Annotated in this window: 25 protein-coding genes; 8 read left to right on the forward strand and 17 right to left on the reverse strand. The window is 66.5% G+C overall.

The window, feature by feature from the left end; all coding sequences use genetic code 11:
- Positions 1–148: 148 nt before the first annotated feature.
- The 4 genes from KPL74_17070 to KPL74_17085 form a co-directional block, all read right to left on the reverse strand.
- Positions 149–790, reverse strand: a complete 642-nt coding sequence (locus tag KPL74_17070) for a YbhB/YbcL family Raf kinase inhibitor-like protein (GenBank protein ID QWT19445.1) — start codon at positions 788–790, stop codon at positions 149–151.
- 87 nt (positions 791–877) lie between these two features.
- Positions 878–1,879 (reverse strand): alpha/beta fold hydrolase, encoded by a 1,002-nt coding sequence (locus KPL74_17075; protein QWT19446.1) that lies wholly within the window; start codon positions 1,877–1,879, stop codon positions 878–880.
- Positions 1,876–2,676, reverse strand: a complete 801-nt coding sequence (locus KPL74_17080) for a 1-acyl-sn-glycerol-3-phosphate acyltransferase (GenBank protein ID QWT19447.1) — start codon at positions 2,674–2,676, stop codon at positions 1,876–1,878. The genes KPL74_17075 and KPL74_17080 overlap by 4 nt, the downstream gene beginning before the upstream one ends.
- Before the next feature lie 78 nt (positions 2,677–2,754).
- Positions 2,755–3,234: an Lrp/AsnC family transcriptional regulator gene (locus KPL74_17085; protein ID QWT19448.1), complete on the reverse strand. Its 480-nt coding sequence runs from the start codon at positions 3,232–3,234 to the stop codon at positions 2,755–2,757.
- A 136-nt stretch (positions 3,235–3,370) separates the two neighbouring features.
- On the opposite strand from KPL74_17085, the gene KPL74_17090 reads away from it, so the two are divergent.
- Together KPL74_17090 and KPL74_17095 are read left to right on the forward strand one after the other, a co-directional pair.
- Complete coding sequence (locus tag KPL74_17090) at positions 3,371–4,258, forward strand: phenylalanine 4-monooxygenase (GenBank protein QWT19449.1); 888 nt, start codon at positions 3,371–3,373, stop codon at positions 4,256–4,258.
- Between the two features lie 69 nt (positions 4,259–4,327).
- Positions 4,328–4,573, forward strand: a complete 246-nt coding sequence (locus tag KPL74_17095; GenBank protein QWT19450.1) for a hypothetical protein — start codon at positions 4,328–4,330, stop codon at positions 4,571–4,573.
- A 255-nt stretch (positions 4,574–4,828) separates the two neighbouring features.
- On the opposite strand, the gene KPL74_17100 is transcribed toward KPL74_17095, so the two are convergent.
- The 7 genes from KPL74_17100 to KPL74_17130 all read right to left on the reverse strand — a co-directional run bounded on the left by KPL74_17100 (position 4,829) and on the right by KPL74_17130 (position 10,280).
- Positions 4,829–5,536, reverse strand: coding sequence for a hypothetical protein (locus KPL74_17100; GenBank protein ID QWT19451.1), 708 nt, complete (start codon positions 5,534–5,536; stop codon positions 4,829–4,831).
- Between the two features lie 17 nt (positions 5,537–5,553).
- Entirely contained in the window at positions 5,554–6,255 is a 702-nt protein-coding gene (locus tag KPL74_17105; protein QWT19452.1) for an RES family NAD+ phosphorylase, read from the reverse strand.
- Positions 6,252–6,653, reverse strand: a complete 402-nt coding sequence (locus tag KPL74_17110) for an MbcA/ParS/Xre antitoxin family protein (GenBank protein ID QWT19453.1) — start codon at positions 6,651–6,653, stop codon at positions 6,252–6,254. Before KPL74_17110 ends, KPL74_17105 begins: the two co-directional genes overlap by 4 nt.
- A gap of 200 nt (positions 6,654–6,853) precedes the next feature.
- Positions 6,854–8,587, reverse strand: coding sequence for a DUF885 family protein (locus KPL74_17115; protein ID QWT19454.1), 1,734 nt, complete (start codon positions 8,585–8,587; stop codon positions 6,854–6,856).
- A gap of 72 nt (positions 8,588–8,659) precedes the next feature.
- Positions 8,660–9,364, reverse strand: a complete 705-nt coding sequence (locus tag KPL74_17120) for a YafY family transcriptional regulator (GenBank protein QWT19455.1) — start codon at positions 9,362–9,364, stop codon at positions 8,660–8,662.
- 69 nt (positions 9,365–9,433) lie between these two features.
- The gene (locus tag KPL74_17125; protein QWT19456.1) at positions 9,434–10,072 is read right to left on the reverse strand and encodes a glutathione S-transferase family protein; all 639 of its coding nucleotides are present in this window, start codon (positions 10,070–10,072) and stop codon (positions 9,434–9,436) included.
- 31 nt (positions 10,073–10,103) lie between these two features.
- Entirely contained in the window at positions 10,104–10,280 is a 177-nt protein-coding gene (locus KPL74_17130; protein ID QWT19457.1) for a hypothetical protein, read from the reverse strand.
- A 270-nt stretch (positions 10,281–10,550) separates the two neighbouring features.
- On the opposite strand from KPL74_17130, the gene KPL74_17135 reads away from it, so the two are divergent.
- The gene (locus KPL74_17135; GenBank protein QWT19458.1) at positions 10,551–11,573 is read left to right on the forward strand and encodes a class 1 fructose-bisphosphatase; all 1,023 of its coding nucleotides are present in this window, start codon (positions 10,551–10,553) and stop codon (positions 11,571–11,573) included.
- A 25-nt stretch (positions 11,574–11,598) separates the two neighbouring features.
- Positions 11,599–12,528, forward strand: coding sequence for a patatin-like phospholipase family protein (locus KPL74_17140; protein ID QWT19459.1), 930 nt, complete (start codon positions 11,599–11,601; stop codon positions 12,526–12,528).
- Positions 12,529–12,544: 16 nt separating this feature from the next.
- Here KPL74_17140 and KPL74_17145 read toward each other — a convergent pair whose 3' ends face one another.
- The 3 genes from KPL74_17145 to KPL74_17155 all read right to left on the reverse strand — a co-directional run bounded on the left by KPL74_17145 (position 12,545) and on the right by KPL74_17155 (position 16,537).
- Positions 12,545–13,129 carry a TetR/AcrR family transcriptional regulator gene (locus KPL74_17145; GenBank protein QWT19460.1) on the reverse strand — a complete coding sequence of 195 codons (585 nt, stop codon included), beginning with the start codon at positions 13,127–13,129 and terminating at the stop codon, positions 12,545–12,547.
- A gap of 148 nt (positions 13,130–13,277) precedes the next feature.
- Positions 13,278–14,264 (reverse strand): glycoside hydrolase family 43 protein, encoded by a 987-nt coding sequence (locus KPL74_17150; protein QWT19461.1) that lies wholly within the window; start codon positions 14,262–14,264, stop codon positions 13,278–13,280.
- 158 nt (positions 14,265–14,422) lie between these two features.
- Positions 14,423–16,537, reverse strand: coding sequence for a TonB-dependent siderophore receptor (locus tag KPL74_17155; protein QWT19462.1), 2,115 nt, complete (start codon positions 16,535–16,537; stop codon positions 14,423–14,425).
- A 158-nt stretch (positions 16,538–16,695) separates the two neighbouring features.
- Between KPL74_17155 and KPL74_17160 the strand changes: the two genes are divergently transcribed.
- From KPL74_17160 to KPL74_17170, 3 genes are read left to right on the forward strand one after another with little or no spacing between them, the layout of a single operon-like run.
- Positions 16,696–17,013, forward strand: a complete 318-nt coding sequence (locus KPL74_17160; GenBank protein ID QWT19463.1) for a hypothetical protein — start codon at positions 16,696–16,698, stop codon at positions 17,011–17,013.
- On the forward strand, positions 17,010–18,557 hold the full coding sequence (locus tag KPL74_17165; GenBank protein QWT19464.1) for a PepSY domain-containing protein: 1,548 nt from the start codon (positions 17,010–17,012) through the stop codon (positions 18,555–18,557). The genes KPL74_17160 and KPL74_17165 overlap by 4 nt, the downstream gene beginning before the upstream one ends.
- Complete coding sequence (locus KPL74_17170) at positions 18,554–18,820, forward strand: DUF3325 domain-containing protein (protein ID QWT19465.1); 267 nt, start codon at positions 18,554–18,556, stop codon at positions 18,818–18,820. The genes KPL74_17165 and KPL74_17170 overlap by 4 nt, the downstream gene beginning before the upstream one ends.
- Here the strand turns inward: KPL74_17170 and KPL74_17175 are convergent.
- From KPL74_17175 to KPL74_17185, 3 genes are all read right to left on the reverse strand, one after another.
- Positions 18,801–19,730 (reverse strand): hypothetical protein, encoded by a 930-nt coding sequence (locus tag KPL74_17175; GenBank protein QWT19466.1) that lies wholly within the window; start codon positions 19,728–19,730, stop codon positions 18,801–18,803. The two genes, KPL74_17170 and KPL74_17175, sit on opposite strands and share 20 nt — an antisense overlap.
- A gap of 143 nt (positions 19,731–19,873) precedes the next feature.
- Positions 19,874–20,533, reverse strand: coding sequence for an aminopeptidase P family protein (locus tag KPL74_17180; GenBank protein QWT19467.1), 660 nt, complete (start codon positions 20,531–20,533; stop codon positions 19,874–19,876).
- Between the two features lie 57 nt (positions 20,534–20,590).
- Positions 20,591–21,652: a CDP-glycerol glycerophosphotransferase family protein gene (locus KPL74_17185; protein ID QWT19468.1), complete on the reverse strand. Its 1,062-nt coding sequence runs from the start codon at positions 21,650–21,652 to the stop codon at positions 20,591–20,593.
- A 65-nt stretch (positions 21,653–21,717) separates the two neighbouring features.
- Here KPL74_17185 and KPL74_17190 point away from each other — a divergent pair, with 65 nt between their 5' ends.
- Positions 21,718–22,485: a glycosyltransferase family 2 protein gene (locus KPL74_17190; GenBank protein ID QWT19469.1), complete on the forward strand. Its 768-nt coding sequence runs from the start codon at positions 21,718–21,720 to the stop codon at positions 22,483–22,485.
- Positions 22,486–22,621: the final 136 nt, after the last annotated feature.

Consider the following 22,621-nt stretch of genomic DNA (forward strand, 5'->3'; position numbering starts at 1 on the left):
ATGTGAAACCGGGGAAGTAGCCGTTCAGTCTGCGCTTTGCAGGAGCGCGCCTGCGCGCGAATGGGGTGCCGGTGCCGACCCTTTGGAGGTTGCCTTGCCCGGCCATCGCGCGCAGGCGCGCTCCTACATGGGTGCGTTCACCTGATGATCACGCTTTTACTTTGGGGTTCAGCGAATAGGTGCCGGTGATTACCGCCTCGTCGACCACGTGGCCCTTGATCACGTCGCGGAACTCCGCGAGCGAATAACCGTTTTCCAGCTCAAGGCTGGCGACGTCCAGGGCGTACACGTGGAAGTGGTAGTGGTGCGGGGTGCTGTCGTTCCACGGCGGGCACGGGCCGTCGTAGCCGTGGTAGTGCCCTTCCATGTGCGGGTCGCCCTTGAACCAGCCGGTGTAATCGTTGATGCCCTGCACCGAGCCCGGCGGCCCGACGAGGTCTTCCTTCAGCTTGCCGTTGCCCTTGCCGCGAGGAACGATGCCTTCGCCGCAGGCACCCTCGGCCAGCTCGCGGCATTCGAGCGGGATGTTCGCCATCAGCCAGTGGACGAACTCCACGCGCGGCAGGTTGCGCGGCACCTCGCGGCCTTCGACGTTGACGTCGTCGGGCTTCGACGGCACGTCGGTGTCGATCACCGCGATGGCGAAGGATTTTGCCGTGGCCGGCACTTCGGTCCAGGCCAGGTGTGGCGTGACGTTGCCCGCAGGCTTCACCGGCTCGCCCGGTTCCATGAAGGCGAACGTCGCCGGGATCGGCTTGCCGTTTTCGATGCTGTCGCTTTTCAGTCGCATGCTGTTCTCCTGATCACGTCCGGCCTGGCTGCCTGCGCAGCGCGCCGGGAAAAAAACCAGCATGGCATCGCCGGTGCGAAGGCGAAGTCAGCGGGCGATGGCGTCGAAGCGGGCGGCGATGTAGTCGTCGGTGAAGCTGGTCATGCCGAAGTCACGGATGAAGCCGCAGTGCCCGCCATAGTTGGCGATGTCGAGCTCGACGTTCGGCGGCAGGTCGAGCTGGTCGAACGCGGCGATGGGGATCACCGGATCGTCGCGCGAGGTAATGATCGTGGCCGGGATGTGCAGGCCCTTCAGCCGGCTGCCGGCCACCGAGTAACCGTCGAGGTAGCCCTCGAGTGAATCGAAATCCGTATGCCGCAGCACCAGCGAACGGGTGAGGTCGCGCATGTTCTGGTTGAGCTCGTCCAGCTCGAAGTAGGTCTGCTGCGGGAAGGCCATCTGCTTCTGGCGCAGCGAGCGGCGCCACTTGCGCATGAAATACGCCTGGTAGATCCACGGCGCGTCGCTTTCCAGCGAGAACAGCCCTTCGGCCGGATCGATGATCGGGCAGACGGCCAGCACGTAGTCGAGCGGCACGGCTTCGCGGGTGGCCATCATGGCGGCGCGCAGCGCGAAATTGCCGCCCAGCGAGAAGCCGGCCACGCCCACCGCCTTCGCGGGGAACATCCGGCAGACCTCGCCCAGCGCCACCACCACCTCGTCGATGCGGCAGGAGTGGAACAGCGCCTCGTTGAGGCCATGGCTGTCGCCGTGGTCGCGGAAGTTCAGCCGGAACACATCCCAGCCGTCTTCGAGCAGCCGGCTGCCGGTCTGCAGCACGTAGGTGGAATCGACGCTGCCTTCCCAGCCGTGGAACAGGATGGCCAGGCCACGCGATTCGCGCCCGGTTTCCTGCGCGGTGTAGCGGCCACTCAGGCGATCGCCGTGGCCGACGTCGATCAACACCTCGCGTGCATTTTCCTGCACCTTGCGCGCCCGCCTGGGCAGCAGCTGGCGACGCACGCCGCTGGACGAGAGCATGGTCTGGATATGGCCGCTACGCAGCGGCCAGGGCGGGATGAAATCAGCGCCGCGTGGCAGGCTCATGCCGGCGTGTCGGTATCCAGCGCCAGCGCAATGCGCTCGCGGGCCGTTTCGGCCATGCGCCGGCGGCCATCGGCCGAGACGGACACGGGTTCAAGGAAATGCACTTCCACGTCCAGCGGCGGGTCGCCGAGCAGGCGCAGGAAATTGCCCATGAAGCTCTCGCCTTCGCGGAACCCGGCGTCGACGACGCGGCGACCGTCGCGGGCGAAGCGCAGCGCGACCGGCTGCACGGGAACCTCGGCATCCAGGGCGGCCTGGAAGATGCGCGCATGGAAAACGCGAAGCACGCCGTTATGGCCGGTGCCGCCTTCGGGGAACACCGCCACCGAGCGCCCGGCGCGCAGGCGTTCGACCATCACCGCCATCACCGATGCCAGCGAATGGTTGTTGCCGCGGCGATGGAAGATGGTGCCGCCCTGGGCGGCCATCCAGCCGACCAGCGGCCAGCGGGCGATTTCGGCCTTGGCCACGAAGCAGGCCGCGCGCTGCGAATGCAGCAGCACGATGTCCAGCCAGGAGGTGTGGTTGGCGACGAACAGCACGGCGTCCGGCAGCGGCGTGCCCTTGCGATGCACGTGGAAGCCGAACACCTTCAGCAGGATGTTCGACCACAGGCGAATGGTGCGGTGGCCAAACGGCTCGCGACCGTCCTTCATCACCCCGCGCGCCCAGCTCAGGATGCAGGCACAGATGAAGACGCCGAACAGGATGTGCAGCAACAGCAACGGCACCCGCCACAGGTAACGCAGCGGGCGCACGCGGTCGCGTGGGGCGGGATTGGCGGTGGCGGCTTCCATGGAGCGGACAAGATTAACGACGCGGCGATCCCGCGGCTAGAGGAATCTTAATTTCTCCTTAAACGACCGCAGGTTGCTCTAGCCCCTTGCGTTGCCCAGCGGCAGTGCCGTGCTCGCCTTGACCGTCCGCAGCACGAAGCTGGTGTTGACGTCGGCCACGCCCGAGGCGTTCAGCAGGCGATCGAGCAGGAAGCGGGAGAAGCCTTCAAGGTCGGCCACGTAGACCTGCAACAGGTAGTCCATGTCGCCGGTGAGGGCGTGGCAGGCGACCACCTCGTCCCACCCATGCACCGTGGCGGTGAACGCCTCGATGGCCTCGCTCTCGTGCCGCGACAACTGCACGCGGACGAAGGCCTGCAAGCCGAGGCCGATGGCCCGCGGCTCCAGCCGCGCACCGTAACCGGCGATCACCCCGTCGGCTTCGAGCTTCTGCACCCGGCGCAGGCAGGCCGACGGCGACAGGCTGACCTCGCTAGCCAGCTCGGCGTTGCTGATCCGGCCCTGGGCCTGGAGTACGGAAAGAATGCGCAGGTCGGTGCGATCGAGGGTACCTTGCATGATGATTTCGCCAAATCGATCCAAGACGCAAGATCATTGCACATCGGGCGGGTTAGCGCGCAACAACACAAGCCTATTGCGCGGTACAACGCCTATGCTGGTGCCCTGATCCCACGCCCTGCCCGAGGAGGCACCCATGGAAACGCCCCGCCGCGTCGAACACCAGCAGACCGACCGCGGATACGTGCCCGTCTATGCGACCGGCATCGTGGAGCAGCCGTGGGCCAGTTATTCGAAGACCGACCACGAGGTGTGGGACACCCTGTACCGCCGGCAGAAGGCGCTGTTGCCGGCCTACGCCTGCAAGGAATTCCTTGAAGGCGTGGAGCGCTTCGGCTTCGGCGAAGGCGGCATCCCGCGCTTCGACGACCTGAACGCCGTGCTGGGCAAGGCCACCGGCTGGCAGATCGTGGCAGTTGAAGGCCTGCTGCCCGACGAGGTGTTCTTCGACCACCTGGCCAACCGCCGTTTTCCGGTCAGCTGGTGGATCCGCCGGCCCGACCAGCTCGATTACCTGTCCGAGCCCGACCTGTTCCACGACCTGTTCGGCCACGTGCCGCTGCTGCTCAACCCGGTGTTCGCCGACTACATGCAGGCATACGGCAAGGGCGGCATGAAGGCGCACGCCATCGGTCCCGAGGCGCTGATGAACCTGACGCGCCTGTACTGGTACACGGTGGAGTTCGGCCTGATCAACACCCCCGAGGGCCTGCGCATCTATGGTGCCGGCATCGTCAGCTCGAAGGGCGAGTCGATCTATTCCATTGATTCCAAAGCACCGAACCGGATCGGCTTCGACCTGGAGCGGGTGATGAATACGAAGTACCGGATCGACACCTACCAGCAGACCTACTTCGTGATCGACGACTTCGCGCAGCTGTTCGAAGCCACCGGCCCGGACTTCACCCCGATCTACGCAAGGCTGGCCAGCGGCACCCCGGTGGCCGCGGCCGAGGTGATCGAGGGCGACAAGGTGTTCAACGAGGGCACCCGGGAAGGCTTCGCTTCCGGCGCAGACAACTGAAACTCAACGTAGCCCTAACGAACATCCACTTAGGATGGAACTATCAAGGTCGAACAGGGTGGGTCCAACGTGGTTGTCTTCGATATTCCTTTTGAGTCGGTCGGTCCTGGCCTTTGGCTGCTGCAGAAGAACGAGTCGGAATACGGCGAGTTCTGTTCGCGCGACGATGCCCTGGAATGCGCCATCACCGAAGCGCGTCGCCTGGAGGCCGTCAAGGCCTGTGCGGACATCGTGCTGAACATCGAAGGCAACGACGGCGTGTGGCGTGCGTTCGACACGTCCATCCGTCCGTATGCAGGCCGCATGAACGGTTAAGCCGTTCGGAAAACATGGAGCAAGCGACGACGGGTCGGCGAAAGCCGGCCCGTTATTTTTTTGTTCGAGGAAAAACGCGGGCAAAATAAAACCCCGGCAGCAGGGGAGGAGCTGCCGGGGTCGCGTCGGGTCCAGGCTATCAGGGGAAATAGCGGGACCCGGGACAATCGGTCGGAAGGAACACCGCCGGTTGCCAACAGGTCGCCTCTCGGCGATCGAATACTTAGATAAGGGCTGAGCCGTGAAGTTCCCGTACTACTTACCGGGGTCGTTTGGGCTCTGTTTAACTTGGGCCGCCATCGCGTGGTCGGCGAGCCACGGACGCACCTGCGCGACCCAGAGCGCGTAGCCCTTCGGGTTCATGTGCAGGCCGTCTTCGATGAACAGATCCGGCTTGGGCTGGCCGTTGGCGTCGACCATGGCGGGCGCCACGTCGAGGAAGGCCACGCCCTTTTCCTTCATGGCCTGGTCGCGCACCAGCTGGTTCGCGCGATCGATCTGCGAAAGCAGGCTGATCCGGGCGATGCTGGGCTTGATCGAGATGAAAGCGATGGGCACGTCCGGCTGGTACGAGCGCACCCTGGCCACGAACGCGGTGAAGTCGTCGCGCACCTGTTCCGGCGTATCGCCGTTCTGCAGGTCGTTGTCGCCGGCGTAAAGCACGATGGCAGCCGGGTGGTACGGCTTGACGATGCGATCGGCGAAGGCGGTCGAGTCGTCCAGGTCGGAGCCGCCGAAGCCGCGATTGATCACTTTGTAACCAGCGAAGTCGGTGTCGAGCGACTTCCAGAAGCGGATCGACGAGCTACCGATGAACAACACGGCGTTCTGCGGCGGCGGCGAGGCCTTGTCGGCCACTTCGAAGGCCTGGATATCCGGTTCCCACTTGGCGTGGTCGTTGTCCTTCGCCAGCGCGCCGAAGGAGAGAAACAGCAGGGTAAGGACGAGCGTGAGGCGTTTCATGCCCCGACCGTAACCAATTACGCTCCGCGGGACAAACCCTGTCGCTCCACCGGCGTGACCTTGAGCACCGCTTCGATCCGCGTGCCGTTCCAGCGGTAGATGAAGTGCTCAGCCTGGACGCAGGGCGCCACCACGTCGGGATAGAAGGCCGCCACGCACTCCCCGCCGGCATGCCGGGCGCTGTCGTAGACGATGCCATTGGAGCCCGCGTCGCGCAGTTCGCGGCCCAGCCGGACGCTGGCGACATAGGAATCCGGGTCGTGCTCGCTGGCCCAGCCACCGCGGATGTCGTGGAAGCGGCCGTTGATGGCGGTGCGGTAGCAACGCACCTGCACGTCGGTGGGCGGCTCCTTCGTGGCGGCGAGGAAGGCTTCGCGGTGGAACACGGTTTCCTCGATCGCCGTGGCGATGCTGTGTGCCGCGTAGAACACGCCCCAGTGGCCGTCGGAGAAGCGGCTGCCGTCCGGTGGGATGTGCGCGAAGGCGGCCATCACCGGCGTGGTGCCCGGACCGGAGATGCGGCGCTCGGGCGGGACCAGGCTCAGGGCGCCGATTTCCGCGCGCAGGCGTGGATTGGTCATCGATTCGATCGCCATCACGGCATCGATGTCCTTGGGATCCGCGATGCGGTCGAACAACCCGACCGGCGGGAAGCGGCTGGGCACGATGCGGTAGGCGTGGCTCCAGCGCACCCGGTGGAGCGGCGGCAGGGCGCTCATCCGTTCCAGCCGCGCTGGGCGTCCAGGTACTGGCGGACGACGTAGAGGTCGGCGACGTTGCCGGAGAGCATGCGGTCCAGCGCCGGGCGGCCGCCAAACAAGGGCGCGGTGTTCGGTTTACGCACCCAGGCGTCGGCCTGGGCCGGATCGGGGAACAGGATCTGCAGGTCTTTCCAGATGCCGAGCAGGTAACTGATCCGCTCGATCACGTCGCGCGACGGCGAACCGTCCTGCTGTTTCTTCCACTTGAAGTAGGTGGATTCCGGCGGGTCGCCGAGCAGGGTGCGCTGCTCGGCAGCCTTCAGTTTCCAGCGATCGGCCAGGCCGAAGAAGGCGCGGAGGGCGGGGCCGCCGAGATCGCTGGCGGGGGCCGGGTCGGTGTGGATGGCTGGGCGCATCGTTACTTCACCTGTGGAGTTTGATCATATCATACTCCATAAGTGGACTTTTTTTCACCCCGCTATCCTGTAGGAGCGCGCCTGCGCGCGATAGCCCGGCTGCGACGCCATTCACGTGCAGGATGGCTATCGCGTTCATCGCGGCTATCGCATGCATGGGGGCCGTTCGCGCGCAGGCGCGCTCCTACACGGGGGGATGGTCAGCTGCCCTTGCGCGTGGCGATCCATTCGTCCACGTGCTTTTCCAGCACGGGCATGGGCACGCTGCCCAGCGCCAGCACCATGTCGTGGAATGCGCGCAGGTCGAACTTTTCGCCGAGCTGCTTCTCGGCCCGTTCGCGCAGCTCGCGGATCTTCAGGTAACCCAGCTCGTACGACAGCGCCTGGCCGGGCCAGCTGATGTAGCGGTCGACTTCGTTGGCGATCTCGCGCTGGCTCAGCGCGGTGTTCTGGGTGAGGTAGTCGATCGCCTGCTGGCGGGTCCAGCCGAGGTGGTGGATGCCGGTGTCGACCACCAGCCGGCACGCACGCCACATCTGATAGGTGAGGTAACCGAAGCGCTCGTAGGGCGTGTGGTAGATGCCCATCTCTTCGCCGAGGTATTCCGAATACAGCGCCCAGCCCTCGCCATACGCCGAGATGTAACCCTCGCGACGGAACGCGGGCAAGCCCTGCTGCTCGGCGGACAACGCCAGCTGCAGCGCGTGGCCGGGCATCGACTCATGCAGGGTCAGCGCCGGCATGTTGAACAGCGGGCGCGACGGCAGGTCGTAGGTGTTGACCAGGTACACATCCGCGCCGCCGCGACCGGACGTGTAATACGGCGCGATGTCCGCGGGCACCGGCTTGATCGCGAACCGCTGGCGCGGCAGCAAGCCGAAATACTTCGCCAGCTGGCCGTCTACCTGCTTGGCCACCCAGGCGGTGCGCATCAGCAGTTCATCGGGGGTCTTCGCGTAGAACTGCGGATCGGTGCGCAGGAAGGTGAGGAACGCGGGGAAATCGCCCTTGAAGCCGGTCTCCTTCATGACCTCGAGCATGCGCTCATGCAGGCTCGCCACCTCGCGCAGGCCGATCGCGTGGATCTCGTCCGGGGTCAGTTCCAGCGTGGTGTATTCGCGGATCTGCTGCAGGTAATACGCCTTGCCGTCCGGCATCGATTCGGCAGCCAGCGTCGTGCGTGCCCTGGGCATGTAGTCCTGGCGGAAGAACGTCAGCAGCTTCTTATAGGCCGGCACCACGCCGTTGGCGATGGCGGCGCGCGCCTGCGCACGCAGGGCGTCGGCATCCTTCGCCGGCAGCGATGCGGGCATGTGTTTGAACGGCTCGTAGAGGGCGCTGTCCTCGGGGTTCTTCAGGTCGGCGACGGCGGCGATCGAGACGTCGCGGCCGTCGAGCACGGCGCGCGGCACGGTGAACCCGCGTGCCAGCCCCAGGCGCATGTTCGCGATTTCCTGGTCCATCCACGACGGGATCTGCTTCAGCCGCGCGATATAGGCGTTGTAGTCGTCGCGGCTGCGCAGGTCGTCGCCGTGCATGACATAGCCGACATCGGACCAGAACGCCGAGTCGCTGTTGAACGGCATCTGCCACTGGCCGAAACGTTGCGCGGCGGCAAGGTCGTAGACCTGTTCGCGGTAGACCTCGTAGTCGACCCGCGCGTCGGGGCCGAGCTGGTTGCGGTCGATCCGGTCGAGCTGGGCCAGCACGTCGTTCCAGTAAGCGAGCCGCTTTGCCTGGCTTGCCGCATCCACGGTGTCCAGCCGGCCATCGCCCGGCTGCGCTTCGCCCGAGGTGAGGATGCCGGCCTGGCCGTTACGCCACGACCATTCCTTCTGGTAGATGGCCTTGAACGCGTCGTCGGTCGCCTGGTTGGCGTGGGCGGCACCGGCAAAAAAGCCGGCGAAGGCGATGGCGCGGATCCAGGGGCTCATTCGGGTACCAATGCAGGCGTGGAAAGCCCCGATGATCGCATTTGCGGGCAGCCGGTGGTGTGCGAGTGCCAGTTATTCGAGGCCGCCGTAATAGCCGCGGACGGTTTCCAGGAAGGTCTTCAGGTCGCGCCCGGGCACGTCCTCGAAGGTCTCGCCCGATTCGCGGCACGACTCGATCCGGTCGGGACGGAAGTTGCGGAAGGCCTCGCGGTGCCGGCACCAGGCCGTCAGCGTCCACGCGCCGCCCCAGAACGACAGGCACAAGGGTTCGACCTCGCGGGTGCTGGCGTTGCCCACCGCGTCGCGGTATTCGAGGCAGAGCACGCAACGGCGCAGCACGGCTTCGTGCAGGCGGTCGAGCAGGCGGGCGATGCGGCTCTGCTCCGGATCGCGCCAGATCGGCGCGAAGATCTTCGCCTGGGCGGCACGCTCGCGCAGCTCCGGCGGCAGCACGGCTTCGATCTTGATCAGGGCGGCCTGGGCCTGGCGCGCCAGCCGCTCGCCGGCGAACGCACGAACGAAGCGGGTACCCGCCACCAGGGCTTCGAGTTCGTCGGCGGAGAACATCAGCGGCGGGATGTCCGAGCCCTTGCGCAGCAGGTAACCGACGCCGGCCTCGCCTTCGATCGGCACGCCGGAGACCTGCAGGTCGGCGACGTCACGGTAGACCGTGCGTAGCGAGACCTCGAGCATGTCGGCGATCTGCCGTGCGGGCAGCGCCGTGCGTCGCCCGCGCAGGGCGTTGATGATGAGGAACAGGCGGTCGGCGCGGCGCATGGGCCCATCATCGCTTTCCGCGCCATGCGCGGGAAGCGACGGAGGTCACGCGTGGGCACCGAACCACCCTCACGCCGCCACGCGCTGCTGGGCACGCGCCAGCGCGGCGTCCTGCTCGGCGGCACGGAGGATCGCCGGGCGCACCTTCAGCCGGCTGACATAGGCCTCGAACACCGGGCGCCTCTCGATCAGGCCGAACGACATCGTGTAATCCAGCGCGTTCGCCCAGAGGATGTCCGCGGCGGTGAAGCGATCGCCGAGCAACCACTCGCCACTGGCCAGCTGGGCTTCGACCAGGCCGAGCACGCTGGCGTAATCGCCGTACGGACACGTGGTCGGGTTGGCCACCGCGTTCTTCATGTGGTGATCCATCACCGCGGGCTCGAAGCACGAGCCGTAGAACGCGAGCCAGCGCAGGTACGGCCCACGCAACGGGTCGCCCAGGCCGGGAGCGAGCCCGGCATCCGGGAACAGGTCGGCGAGGTAGGTGAACACCGCCGGCCGCTCGGTCACCAGCTGGCCGTGGTGCGACACCGCCGGGACCTTGCCCATGGGATTGATCTTCAGGTACGCCGGCTGGCGCTGTTCGCCGGCGACGAGGTTGACGATGTGCATGTCGTACTGCGCACCCAGCTCCTCCAGCAACATCAGCGTGCTGGTGGAACGGCTCTGCGGCCCATGGTGGAAAACGATGCGGCTCGAATTCATTCCTTCCCTCCCTCAGGATGTCGTCGTGTGGTTACGTGTGCGCGGGCTTCCGGGCCAGGCCCTTCAGCCCGTGGCCCGTCTTGGTGCGCGCCTTCCTGCCCTTCGCGGGCACGCGGTCCGGCGCAAAGCGGTAATGCCCGTCCATCAACAGCCCGCGCTGGCCCAGCGGGGCATACAGCTCGGCGATCCGATCGAGTAAGCGATTCATGGCGCGACCCCTCCGGTGCTTCGGCAGGAAGACAGTCTGCGCGGGGGCTGCTGACAGCGTGGTGGCAGTAGGGGTAAGAGAGGAGCGTTGTGGGTTGAGAGTTGAGAGTTGAGAGTTGAGCGTTAGAGCGTGTGAGCCCCGGCGTTTCGCCCTGGCTCGTCCTCTCAACTCTGAACTCTGAACCCGAAACGCTCTTCACGCTCCCCAGCTACTGGCGTCGCGACGGCTTGGCCCCGACAATGCCCCATTCAGCGCCCGAGCCTCCCCCCAATGAAACCGATTTCACTGATCCAGTTCCTGATCGAAGAGAAGCGTGCCGGCCATGTGTATAGCGAGCTGAGCTTGCTGATCGAGGTGGTGGCGCGTGCTTGCAAGCGGATTTCGGTGGCTACCGGCAAGGGCGCCCTCGGTGGCGTGCTGGGTAACGCCGGGTCGGACAACGTGCAGGGCGAGGCGCAGAAGAAGCTGGACGTGATCTCCAACGAGATCCTGCTCGAGGCGAATGCGTGGGGTGGCCATCTCGCGGCCTGCGCGTCGGAGGAGATGGAAGATCCGCAGCCGATCCCCGATGCCTATCCGAAGGGTCACCACCTGCTGCTGTTCGATCCGCTGGATGGTTCGTCGAACATCGACGTGAACGTGTCGGTCGGCACGATCTTCTCCGTGCTGCGCTGCCCGGATGGCGTGACCGAGCCGACCACCGAGGACTTCCTGCAGCCGGGTACGGCGCAGGTGGCGGCCGGCTACGTGGTCTACGGCCCGAGCACCGTGCTGGTGCTGACCTTTGGCCACGGCGTGCACGAGTTCACCCTGGATCGCGAGCACGGCAGCTTCGTGCTGACCCGTCGCGGGATCACCATCCCGGCCGAAACGGGCGAATTTGCCATCAATATGTCCAACCAGCGCCATTGGGAAGCCCCGATGCAGCGCTATGTTGGCGAACTGCTGGCTGGCACCACCGGTCCGCGCGGTCGCGACTTCAACATGCGTTGGGTCGCGTCGATGGTGGCCGACGTGCACCGCATCCTTACCCGGGGCGGCGTGTTCTTCTATCCGCTGGACGCGAAGATCACCGCCAAGGGCGGCACCGGCAAGCTGCGCCTGATGTACGAAGCCAATCCGATGGCTTTCATCATCGAGCAGGCGGGCGGCGCGGCGACCACCGGACGCGAGTCGATCATGGACATCCAGCCGACCGGGCTGCACCAGCGCGTCCCGGTGTTCCTCGGCTCGAAGCACGAGATCGAGATTGCCACCCGTTACCACCTCGAAGCCGACCAGACCCGCGGCTAAGCCCGCACGAGACCCGAACGACATGATGTCCGCCCGCCTCCGCCCCCTGCTGCCGTTGTTGATGGCCACCCTGCTCGCCGGCTGCTTCGGCGGTGGCGGGACGACCAAGCCCGACCAGCGCCCGGACAACGCGGTGCCCGTGCTCGCCGCCAAGCCACGCATCGGCCTGGCGCTGGGCGGTGGCGCGGCGAAGGGCTTCGCGCATATCGGCGTGATCAAGATGCTGGAGGCCAGCGGCATCCATCCGGACGTGGTGTCGGGTACCAGCGCGGGTAGCGTGGTCGGCGCGCTCTACGCCAGCGGCATGGACGCATTCCAGCTGCAGGAAACGGCCTTCTCGCTCGACGAGGGCCGTATCCGCGACGTCCGCTTCTTTTCCGGCGGCATGGTCCAGGGCCAGAAGCTGCAGGACTACGTCAACGAACTGGTGAAGCAGCAGCCGATCGAGAAGCTGCATACGCCGTTCGCCGCCGTGGCCACCGTGCTGGAAACCGGCGAGCGTGCCGTGTTCGTCAAGGGCAACACCGGCCAGGCGGTGCGCGCGTCGAGCAGCATCCCCGGCGTGTTCGAGCCGGTGGAGATCGCCGGCAAGCACTTCGTCGACGGTGGCGTGGTCAGCCCCGTGCCGGTGGATGCCGCGCGCCAGCTGGGCGCCGACATCGTCATCGCGGTGGACATCTCGGCGCGGCCGGACGGCAGCAACCCGGCCAACATGGTCGGCATCGTCGGCCAGTCGATCACCATCATGGGTCGCCGGCTGGCCGAGCAGGAGCTGGGCCGTGCGGACGTGGTGATCCGGCCGAAGGTGGGCCAGATCGGCCCGACCGATTTCGACCAGAAGAACATCGCGATCCTGGAAGGCGAGCGTGCCGCGCTGGCGGCGATCCCGGCCATCCGCGCGAAGCTTGCCGAGAAGGCCGCCGCGATGGGCAAGCCGCCGGTGCCGGCGAAGTAAGCCGGCGGGACGCCGCTTAGCCGGCGTCGATCAGGGCCAGGGCGGACTGCCGGCCCACGGCCAGCATCTCATCCGAGGTGGCCTCGTCGGCCACCGCTCGCGATAGCGCCATCGAACCGACCATGGAGGCCAGCACGGCCGTGGCCAGCTGGCGCCGGCGCTTGCCGCGCACCGAGGCGGGCAGCGTGGAGGCGATCAGGTCGACCAGCCCTTCCATGCCTTCGGTGAACACCGCGCGGGTTTCTTCCGGGCGGCGTGCCAGTTCACCGGCCAGCGAAGCGGCGACACAACCGCTGGCCGGATTGTCGCGGTGGTCGGCGGAGAGGTAGGCGTTGACCAGCGAGCGATAGCCGTCGCCGCGTGATCCGGCCACGCGCTCGGCCATGCGCTGGGTGGCCGCGGCAGCGCCGCTGGCGACGCATTCGCGGACCAGGTCTTCCTTCGAGGGGAAGTGGTTGTAGAAGCCGCCCTGGGTCAGGCCGACGTCGCCCATCAGGCTGACCACGCCCACCGCATCGATGCCGTCCGAACGAAACCGCTCCGACGCCGCTTCGACGATGCGCTGACGTGTCAGCTCCTTGTGACCCTTCTCGTACCGCATGCCCGTGGCCCTGTCGCGAGTGCTTGCCCCACCCTGCGGGGATTGTAACTAATCCTTGCGTGTTGAAATGTCTTTGCGACGGCGTCGCCCCCTGTAGGAGCGCGCCCGCGCGCGATCGGGGGTACCAGGCATCCCCCGCCGGTAGCGACTAACGAAGGGTCTTGGGCGTGACGCCTTCGAAGGTCATCTTCACCGGCAGGATCTTGCCGTCCTTGTCGAACTCGAGCTTGTCGATGCAGGTGACGCGGTCGTTGCCCTTGTCGTCGCCGAGCGGGTGGCGGTGGTAGACGATGTACCAGCTGTCGTCTTTGGCAACGTGGAAGACCGAGTTGTGCCCGGCGCCCGTGGCGATCTTCGGATCGGTCTTCAGGATGGTGCCGATGCGCTTGAACGGGCCCATCGGCGAATCACCGATGGCATAGGCGACCGAGTAATCCGGGCCGGTCCAGCCGCCTTCGGACCACATGAAATAGTACTTGCCGTTGCGCTTGAACATCAGCGGGCCTTCGACGTACTTCTCCGGGGTGATTTCCTTGTACACCGTGCCGTCGGCCATCGGCTCGACGCCGGTGAAGTCACTCTTCAGCTTGACGATGTTGGCGTGCTTCCAGCCACCGTAGATCATGTACCAGGTGCCGTCTTCGTCGTGGAAGGCGAACTGGTCGATCGGCTGGGCACCGTTGTGGAACGCGCCGATCAGCGGCTTGCCGAGCAGGTCCTTGTACGGGCCGTCGGGCTTGTCGGCCACGGCGACGCCGATGCCGCCCAGTTCCTTGTCGCTCTGGATGTCGTTGGCGCCGAAGAAGAAGTAGTACTTGCCGTTGTTCTTCACCACCGAGGGGGCCCACAGCGCCTTCTTCGCCCAGGGGATGTCGGCCATCGCCAGCACGTTGGGGTGCTTCGTCCAGTGCACGAGGTCCGGCGAGGAGAACGCATCGAAGCCGGTCTGCTTGGCGTATTCCAGCGAGGTGGTCGGGTAGATCCAGTAGGTATCGTCGAAGATCGCGGCTTCCGGGTCGGCATACCAGCCCGGGAACACGGGGTTACCCGAATGCCCCGGCGGCGGCGCGGCCAGCGCCGCGGTGGAAGCGAGCGCGCCGAGTAGCGCGAAGGCGAGCGTCTTGCGAATCCCCATGCCGATCTCCCGTTCGTTCAGGCAAACCTCGATCGTAACGCATGGGGAAACGTTGCGCGTTGGCGTGTGATGGTTGATCGGCGCGATCCGGGCCATCGCGCGCAGGCGCGCTCCTACAGGGGCGTGGTGGAACCGTTCGCGCGAACGCGGTCCGGTGGTCAGAAGCGGTAGGTGGCGCTGCCGACGACGCTGCGGCGGGGGCCGTAGAAGCAGTCGCCGCGGGCGAGGCAGCTGGCGTTGTAGGCCTGGTCGGTGAGGTTGGCCACGTTGAGGGCGAAGCGCCACGGGCCCTGGTTCCAGCCGACCATGGCGTCGACGAGGGTTTTCCGCGGCACGTCCAGCGTGCCGGTCTCGTCGTGGTTCACCCCGATGTAGCGCACGCCGGCGCCGAAGCTCAGCCCGTCGCCGTCCGCATCGTTGACGTGATACACGGCCCACGCCGAGGCCTGGTTCTCCGGCAGGCCGGCGACCAGCGAACCGTCGCTCGGGCGCGCCCGGGTCCATGTATAGGTACCGATCACGTCGACGTGGTTACCGACCCGGGTCGAGGCCTCGAGCTCCACGCCGCGGGTACGTGCCCGGCCCGCCTGGATCTGGTTCAACGGATTGGACGGATCCGGGGCGAGGCGGTTTTCCTCGCGCAGGTCGTAGTACGTCGCCGTGACCATGGTCGGGCTGCCGTTCGGCTGATACTTCACGCCAGCCTCGTACTGCTTGCCGCGCAGCGGTTCATAAGGTCGGTTGTAGAAGTCCAGGCTATCCAGCGGCTGGAACGATTCGGTATAGCTCACGTATGGCACGAAGCCGCTGTCGAAGCGATACATCACGCCATAGCGTGCGGTCGTCGCATTGTCCACGGAGCGGTCGTCGCCCGTGGTGAGCGTGGCGCGGTCATGGCGGAAGCCGACCGTACCCACCCAGTGCTCGCCCCAGTTGACCTGGTCCTGCACATAGGCGCCGACCTGGCGCGTCGTGCTGCTGGCGATCGGTGCAATCGCCGGTGGGACGAAGCCATTGCCGTACACGGGTGCGTAGAGGTCGAACGGCGTCGCGTCGTAACCATTGCCCTGGCGGCTATCGGTGCGCGAGCGCGCGATGTCCAGCCCGATCAGCACGCGGTGCTGCATCCCGGCGAGGTCGAAGTCGGCTTCCGCATGGCTGTCGGTGACCAGCCGCTTGTGCCGGTCCTGCGATACGTAGCTGTAGCGGGCCACCGTGCGTGCGTCGTCGTCGAGGAAGGGATACGACGGCTGCGAGTACACGTCGGGATACAGCGTGCGGTAATCGACGTCGTCGTGCGAGTAACGCATGTTGACGTCGAACTTCCAGGTGTCGTTGAAGCGGTGTTCGAAGAAGGAACTGACCGAGCGCTGCTGCGTGTCGTACCGGTCGAATCCCGGTTCACTGACGAAACGGTGCGTGGGGATACGACCGTTCGGATTCGGCAGCAGGGTGCCTTCGTGCGGCAAGAAGTTCAGCGACGATCCGTTGTGGTCGAACTGCAGGTTGGCCAGCAGCGTCCAGCGCGTGTCGTTGTCGGGTGCCCAGGTGATCGACGGCGCGATGCCCTTGCGATCGTCGGCCACGTGGTCGATCTGCGAGTCCGCGTCCCGGTACACGCCGACCAGGCGATACGCCCAGTGGCCGGCCTGGTCGAGGGGCCCGGTGAAGTCGAAGGCAACCTGCTTGCGCGCGTTGTTGCCGACCTGCAGCTGCACCTCGTGCGACGCGTCGAATTGCGGGCGTTTCGAGGCCAGCGCGATCAGGCCACCCGTGGTGCCCTGGCCGTAGAGCACCGAGGACGGACCGCGGACGATCTCGAGGTGATCGAGGAAATACGGCTCGGTGCGCGCGTAGCTGTAGCCCATGCTCTGGCGCAGGCCGTCGAGGTACTGCACGAACGAGGTGCCGCGCAGGAACGCGTCGTCGCCGCGGCTGTCGACGCCGTAGGCATCGGCGCGCACGCCGGCGGAATAGCGCAGCGCGTCCTGCACCGTGAGCACGCCCTGGTCGAGCATCTGGGTGTTGGAGATGACCGAGATCGCCTGCGGCGTTTCGATGATCGGCGTGTCGGTCTTGGTCGCCGACGAGGCGTCGGCACGGGCGTAGCCCTTCTCCAGCGCGGTGCCCTGCACGGACACGGCGTCCAGTTGCACGGCCTTGTCGCGCTTCGTCCGCGCCTGGTCCGCGTCGGTGTCGTCGCTGGCCATGGCAAACGTGGGCAAAAGGGCGCCAGCCACCAGCATGGGCAGCAGTTTCTTCTTCGAAATCATCGGTTTTTCCTGCGCTGGCCGAGTGCCGGTGGGGTGGTCGGCTCGTATTTGCGAATGAATCTCATTAATATAATGGCCGATACGCCGCGATCGCACAATATTGCGAAGGGCTCCATCCGGCAGTGCCGCGCGGCCACCGCCTTCGTTCGAGAACCGCCATGTCCCGTTCCACCTCCGCTTGCGACGCGCCGTCGCGCCTTGCCACCGCCTTCGATGTCGCGTCACGCACCCTGCTCGCGGCCCTCGGCGGCTACGTCGCGTCCGCGCTGACCGACGCCGCGCTGGCGCGCTGGTTGCCGATGGCGCGGGTCGACGCCGTGACGACCGGCATGCTCGCGTCGTTCGCCGTCTTCGCGCTGGTCGCGACCTGCGCCTTCGCCACGGCGCGCGCTGGCCGCGCATGGTTCTGGACCAGCGTCTATTGCGTGCCGCTGGGCCTCGCCCTGTACCTGTCGCTGCACGGTGGCGCGGCATGAAGGGCGGCCTGCGCCAGTCGATGGCCTGGCTGCATACGTGGGTGGGCCTGCTGCTGGGATGGTTGCTGTTCCTGGTGTTCGCCACCGGGACGGCCGCTTATTTCCAGGACGAGATCACTCGCTGGATGCAGCCGGAAGTCCACGGCCAGCGCCAGCTCGAGGCCGGTGCCGAAGGCGCGGTGGCGTACATGCGCGAGCACGCGGCAGATGCCGAGGGCTGGACGATACAGCTGCCGGGCAACCGCGCGGTGGCCACCTCTGCGTACTGGAAGGTCAAGGGCGAAAGCTTCAAGCAGTGGCGCGACCACCAGTTCCTGGTCGATGGCGCCGGGCACAAGGTGGATGCGCGCGACACGCTGGGTGGCTGGCGCCTCTACCGCATGCACTTCGACCTGTACTACGTGCCGGTGCTGTGGGCGCGCTGGGCGGTGGGCCTCGCGGCGATGTTCATGCTGGTGGCGATCATCAGTGGCGTGATCACCCACAAGAAGATTTTCGCGGACTTCTTCACGCTGCGCTTCGGCAAGGGCCAGCGCTCGTGGCTGGACGGGCATAACCTGAGCGCCGTGCTGGCGCTGCCGTTCCACTTCATGATCACCTACACCGGACTGGTCACGCTGGGTGCGCAATACATGCCCTGGGGCGCCGCCGCGGCCTACGACAACCCGGCGCAGTACTACGCCGATGCCTTCAGCGCGGAACCCGATCCGCAGCGCTCGGGTCACGCCGTGCCGATGGCCTCGATCGCGGCGATGATGCGGCAGGCACGCGCCAGCTGGCATGGCGCCGATCCGGGCTACATCTACGTCGCCATCCCCGGCGATGCGAACTCGGTGGTGAAGATCACCCGCGCCACCGATGCATCGATGGCCACCCGTGGCGAGACCCTCACCTTTGACGCGGCGACCGGCGCGATGCACGCGCCGCCAGGTGCACGCGGTGGCGCGGCGCAGACCGAGAGCGTGATGGTCGGCCTGCATGCCGGCCGCTATGCGCCCTTGTTGCTGCGCTGGTTCTATTTCCTGTGCGGGCTCACCGGCACGGCCATGGTCGGTACCGGCCTGGTGCTATGGACGGCCAAGCGCCGGCTGCAGCTGGCCGACCCCGAACACCCCTACTTCGGCTTCCGCCTGGTCGAGCGCCTCAACATCGCCACCATCGCCGGCCTGCCCTTCGGCATCGCCTGCTACTTCCTCGCCAACCGCCTGCTTCCCGTCGAGCTGGCGAGACGCGCGGACTGGGAGGCGAACTGGCTGTTCATCGGCTGGGGCGTGCTGGCGCTGATCGCGATCGTGCGCCCGGTGAAACGGGCCTGGGTGGAGACCCTCGCCGTAGGCGCCGTGGGTTTCTTCGCCGTGCCGCTGGTCGACATGGCCACGACCGATCGCGGCCTGCTGGCCAGCGCGATGTCGGGTGACATCCTGTTCGTGAGCTTCGACGGGGTGATGCTGGTGTTCGCCGCGCTGCTCGGCTTCTGCGCGTGGAAGGTGCACAAGCGCAAGGAGCCCGTCCGCGCGCGGCGCAAGAAGGAAGCCATCGCATGATGCTGCTCTGCCTCCTCGCGGCCCTGGCCGGGTTCGCCGCGCTGTCGCTGGGCATGTCGCGACACCAGCGCGACGTCCTCGGCAGGGCCTTGCCCGCACGCACCACGCGTGCCGTGAAGTGGTCGGGCTGGGTCCTGCTCGCGCTTGCCTGGGCCGCGGCCATCGCCAGCGACGGTGCGGCGCTCGGCTCGGTCTACTGGATCGGCGCGCTGACCTTCGCCGCGCTCGTCGTCGCCTTCTCGGTCACCCGTCTTTCGCGTTGAGCGGCTGGCGTTTGCCGGGCAGCGCCCAGACGATGCCGCGGGTGATGATCGTAGGGAATACGGTGAGGTGGTCTTCGCCGGGGACGGTCTGCAGTTCCACGTGCAAACCGGGATAGTGCTTCGCTTGCAGTTCCGCGACGAAGCGCTTGTTGTCGCCGACCATATCCACGCCGGTGTTGAAGCGATGGTCCGACTTGTCCCTGGATAGCGTTTCGAACCCACCGAGGACGACGAGGACGTTGGCAGGGAGATCCTTCCGGGCCGCCAGCGCCTCGTGCATGCGCGCGAACTCGACGCCACGATCGAACTGTAACGACGGACTGCCGAGGATGTAGCGGCTGAACATGCCCGGATCGTGGATGAGGATGTCCCAGCCGAGCAGGCCACCGTACGAATGGCCGACGTAGATGGCACGCGACATGTCGGCGCGATATGCCCCGGCGACCAGGGGGAACACATCGTCCTTGATGAACTCGCGATAGCCCTCGGCCTGGCCGTGCACGACCGGCCGCCCGGGCATGTCGGATGTCAAGCCATTCGGGCCGCGATCGGTCGGCGTGTAGTCGCGACGCCGGCTGTACACCGGCGTGTCGCCGACGGCATACGAAAGGCCGACCAGGATGAAGTCCTCGGTGCCATCGCCATGCTCGCCCAGCCGCCGCGCGATGCTACGGATCAACGGAAACGCATAGTTCGCGTCGGTGACGAACATCACCGGGTACTTGCGGTCGGGATGCTCGTTGTAATCCGGTGGCAGGCTCACGAACACCTGGTAATCGCGACCCAGCTTCCCCGCATGCACCGAGCGCACCTCGGTGTCCTCAAGCGAATACCGCTCCACCACCCCCGTGTCCGTGTAGGAGCGCGCCTGCGCGCGACCCCCAACCGCGACACCATCGGTGCCGTCCACACCGTCCTCAAATTTCCCCGTACACCCCGACGCGGAAACAGCGACAACCACAAGCCCGAAAACCCACCGCCAACCCATACCCATCATCCCCACCCTTCCCTGCACTCAAGCCATCCCCATTGACGCACACCCAGCCCAACCCGTCACGCCATCAAAAGGTCTTCGTAAAAAGCCCCGATCGCCAGCGTCGGATGCGCAATCTGGATCTCCAGGATCCACAACCCCGGCACCGGCTCCGCATCGAGATCGCCAAGGTTGCCTGCCTTGTGCACCGCATGTGGGTAGTCGCCCACCCGGTGTCCCTTGGTCGCATGGTTCAAACGCCAGCCCATGGCCTCGGCTTCCGCGGACACGTAGTCGTACAACGCCACGCCGGTGACGCCTCCGCGCCAGCGCACCTCGCCACGACGAAACAGTTCGCGTGCGGCGTCGGCACAGGCGTGCATGGTGGCGTCGCTGCCGACGACGAAGGTGTCGCCGACATCGCCTTCGTGGCCGTCGAACACGGGACCGAGGTCGACGAAGAACAGGTCGTTCCCGGCCAGCACCGTATCGGGGGCCGACTTCTGCCGGAACGTCTTCAGCGTGTTCGCGCCGAACCGGATGATGCTGGGATGCCAGATCCGCTGCATGCCGGCGGCAGCCAGGCGCTTGCCCGCGATGACGATCGCTTCCGGCTCGGTCATGCCGGGCGTGATGTGCGCAGCGATGTCGCGCAAGGCGAGCCAGGAGCGCTCGCGGGCGGCGAGCATGCTATCCAGGGAGAAGGCTTTGCCGACGTTTTGGGCTGTGGTGGCTGGCATGGGGTGTTTCTCGGCTGACCTGGGGTGAGATTGGTGGTTTCGCGCGCGGGCGCGCTCCTACAAGGGCGTGTCGCCAGGGAGCAGCGCCGGCAGGTCGCGCATCGCCTTGTAGCGGCGGACGAGGTTGAGCGGCTTGCGCTTCATCGTGCCGAAGTCGCTGTGGCGGAAGGCGGCGACGGCGTCGAGCACGCGTTCACTCGCGTGGCCGTCGTGCGATGGGTGGATCTGGTCGGCGTGTGCCTTGATCGCCGCCATCAGTTCGGGGGGATGCGTGAGTGCGCGGTCGATCGCGGCGTCCACGTCGTCGGGCGTTGGCACGTCGAGCATGAACGGATGCGGCACGCGGTTCGCGATCGTCACCACCGGCTTGTGCATCACCGCAAACTCGTGGATCACCGACGAGGTGTCGCACACCAGCACATCGGCCGCGCGCTCCAGTTCGATCAGCCTATCCGAGGTGTAGAAGCGTGCGTTCGCGGCTTCGAGCCCGCGATACGCGGCGAACAGATCCTGGGGGCATTTCGGATGCAGCGTCAGCAGCCACTGGCGGTCGCCGCGCGCGATCATCTTGCGCAGTGGCTCGACCATGCCGGGTGCCGCGCTGAGGCGGTGGCTGAACGTCGATGCGTACATCACCACCGGGCGTCCGTCCGGCACCAGCAACGCGGGGTCGCGCGGCGGTGCGGGTTCGACGAACAGCGGATCGAGCTTTGGCCAGCCCGTCTCGCGTACGGCGAAGTAGCCGTGCTCCTTAGCCAGCGCCTCGAACGGCTGCGTGGTCGCGGGGCCCTGGGTCACGTACAGGTCGAAGAAGCCGCGGATGGCGAAGTGGCCACGGCCCGGTTCGCGCTTCTCGGCATTGAAGCCGTGGAACACCTGCACCTTTACGCCGGGCAGGCGCGGCGAGACCCAGTTGGCGGCGCAGTACACCGCTTCGGGCTGCAAGGCTTTCGCCGCCTTCAGGCTGGTGACGCGCGGTTCGCCGGCACCCAGGTGCGAGGCCACCGCGTCGGGCACGATCCAGTGCACGTCCTGGCCGCGCGCCTTCGCCGCCGCGGCCAGCGGACGCAGGATGGGCAACGCGTACTCTTCGGTGGCGAACATCAGGCAGGCAGCCACGGGCGGACCTCGATCGGGAGCAACGTGGCATTATGGCCCGCCAGCCCCATCCAGCCCATGTTTCCATGACCCAGCGGCCCATTTCCCTCTGCGTGATCACCCAGGACGAGGCCGACCGCATCCGCGATTGCCTCGCTTCCGCGAGCTTCTGCGATGACCTGGTGGTCGTCGATGGTGGATCGCGCGACGACACCCAGGCCATCGCCCGCGAGATGGGTGCACGGGTTTTCGAACGGGCCTTCGATGGCTTCCGCAGCCAGAAGGCGTTTGCCGTCGCCCAGGCGAAGAACGAGTGGGTGCTCTGCCTGGACGCCGACGAGCGCGTGGGCGACGACCTGCGCGAGGCCATCGACCAGGCCTTCGCGGGTGGCTTCGCCGGGGCGGCCGGCTACCGGTTCTATCGACGCAACGATTTCTTCGGCCGCTTCATGCGCCATGGCAACGCCGGCGCCGACAAGGTGCTGCGCCTGTTCGACCGCCGCCAGGGTGGCTGGCGTGGTCCCCGCGAGATCCACGAATCGGTAAGCGTCGACGGCACGGTGAAGATGCTCGATGGCTTCCTCGACCATTACCCGTATCGCTCGCTGTCCGAACTGATGGGCAAGCAGGAACGCTACGCGCACATGATGGCCGTGGAGGAGTTCGCGAAGGGCAAGCGTGCCACGCTTGCACAGATCATCGTCAGCCCGATGTGGCGGTTCTTCCGCGGGTATGTCCTGCGCGCCGGGTTCCTCGATGGGTGGCGCGGGATCGTCTACGCGCTGCTGCGGGTGGAGTACGTGCGGCGGAAGTATGTGAAGTTGTACCTGCTGGGCCACGGGCAGAAGCCGTAGCGCCGCCCCTGTACTGTAGGAGCGCGCCTGCGCGCGAAGGTCCTCGCGACGACGCTTTCGATGGCGCAAAACGCTTTCGATGAGGCAAAGCGCTTTCGACGACGCAAAGCGCTTTCGATGAGGCCGAACCCTTTCA

It is taken from the genome of Bacillus sp. NP157 (assembly GCA_018889975.1).
In the GTDB taxonomy this organism is placed as follows: Bacteria; Pseudomonadota; Gammaproteobacteria; order Xanthomonadales; family Rhodanobacteraceae; genus Luteibacter.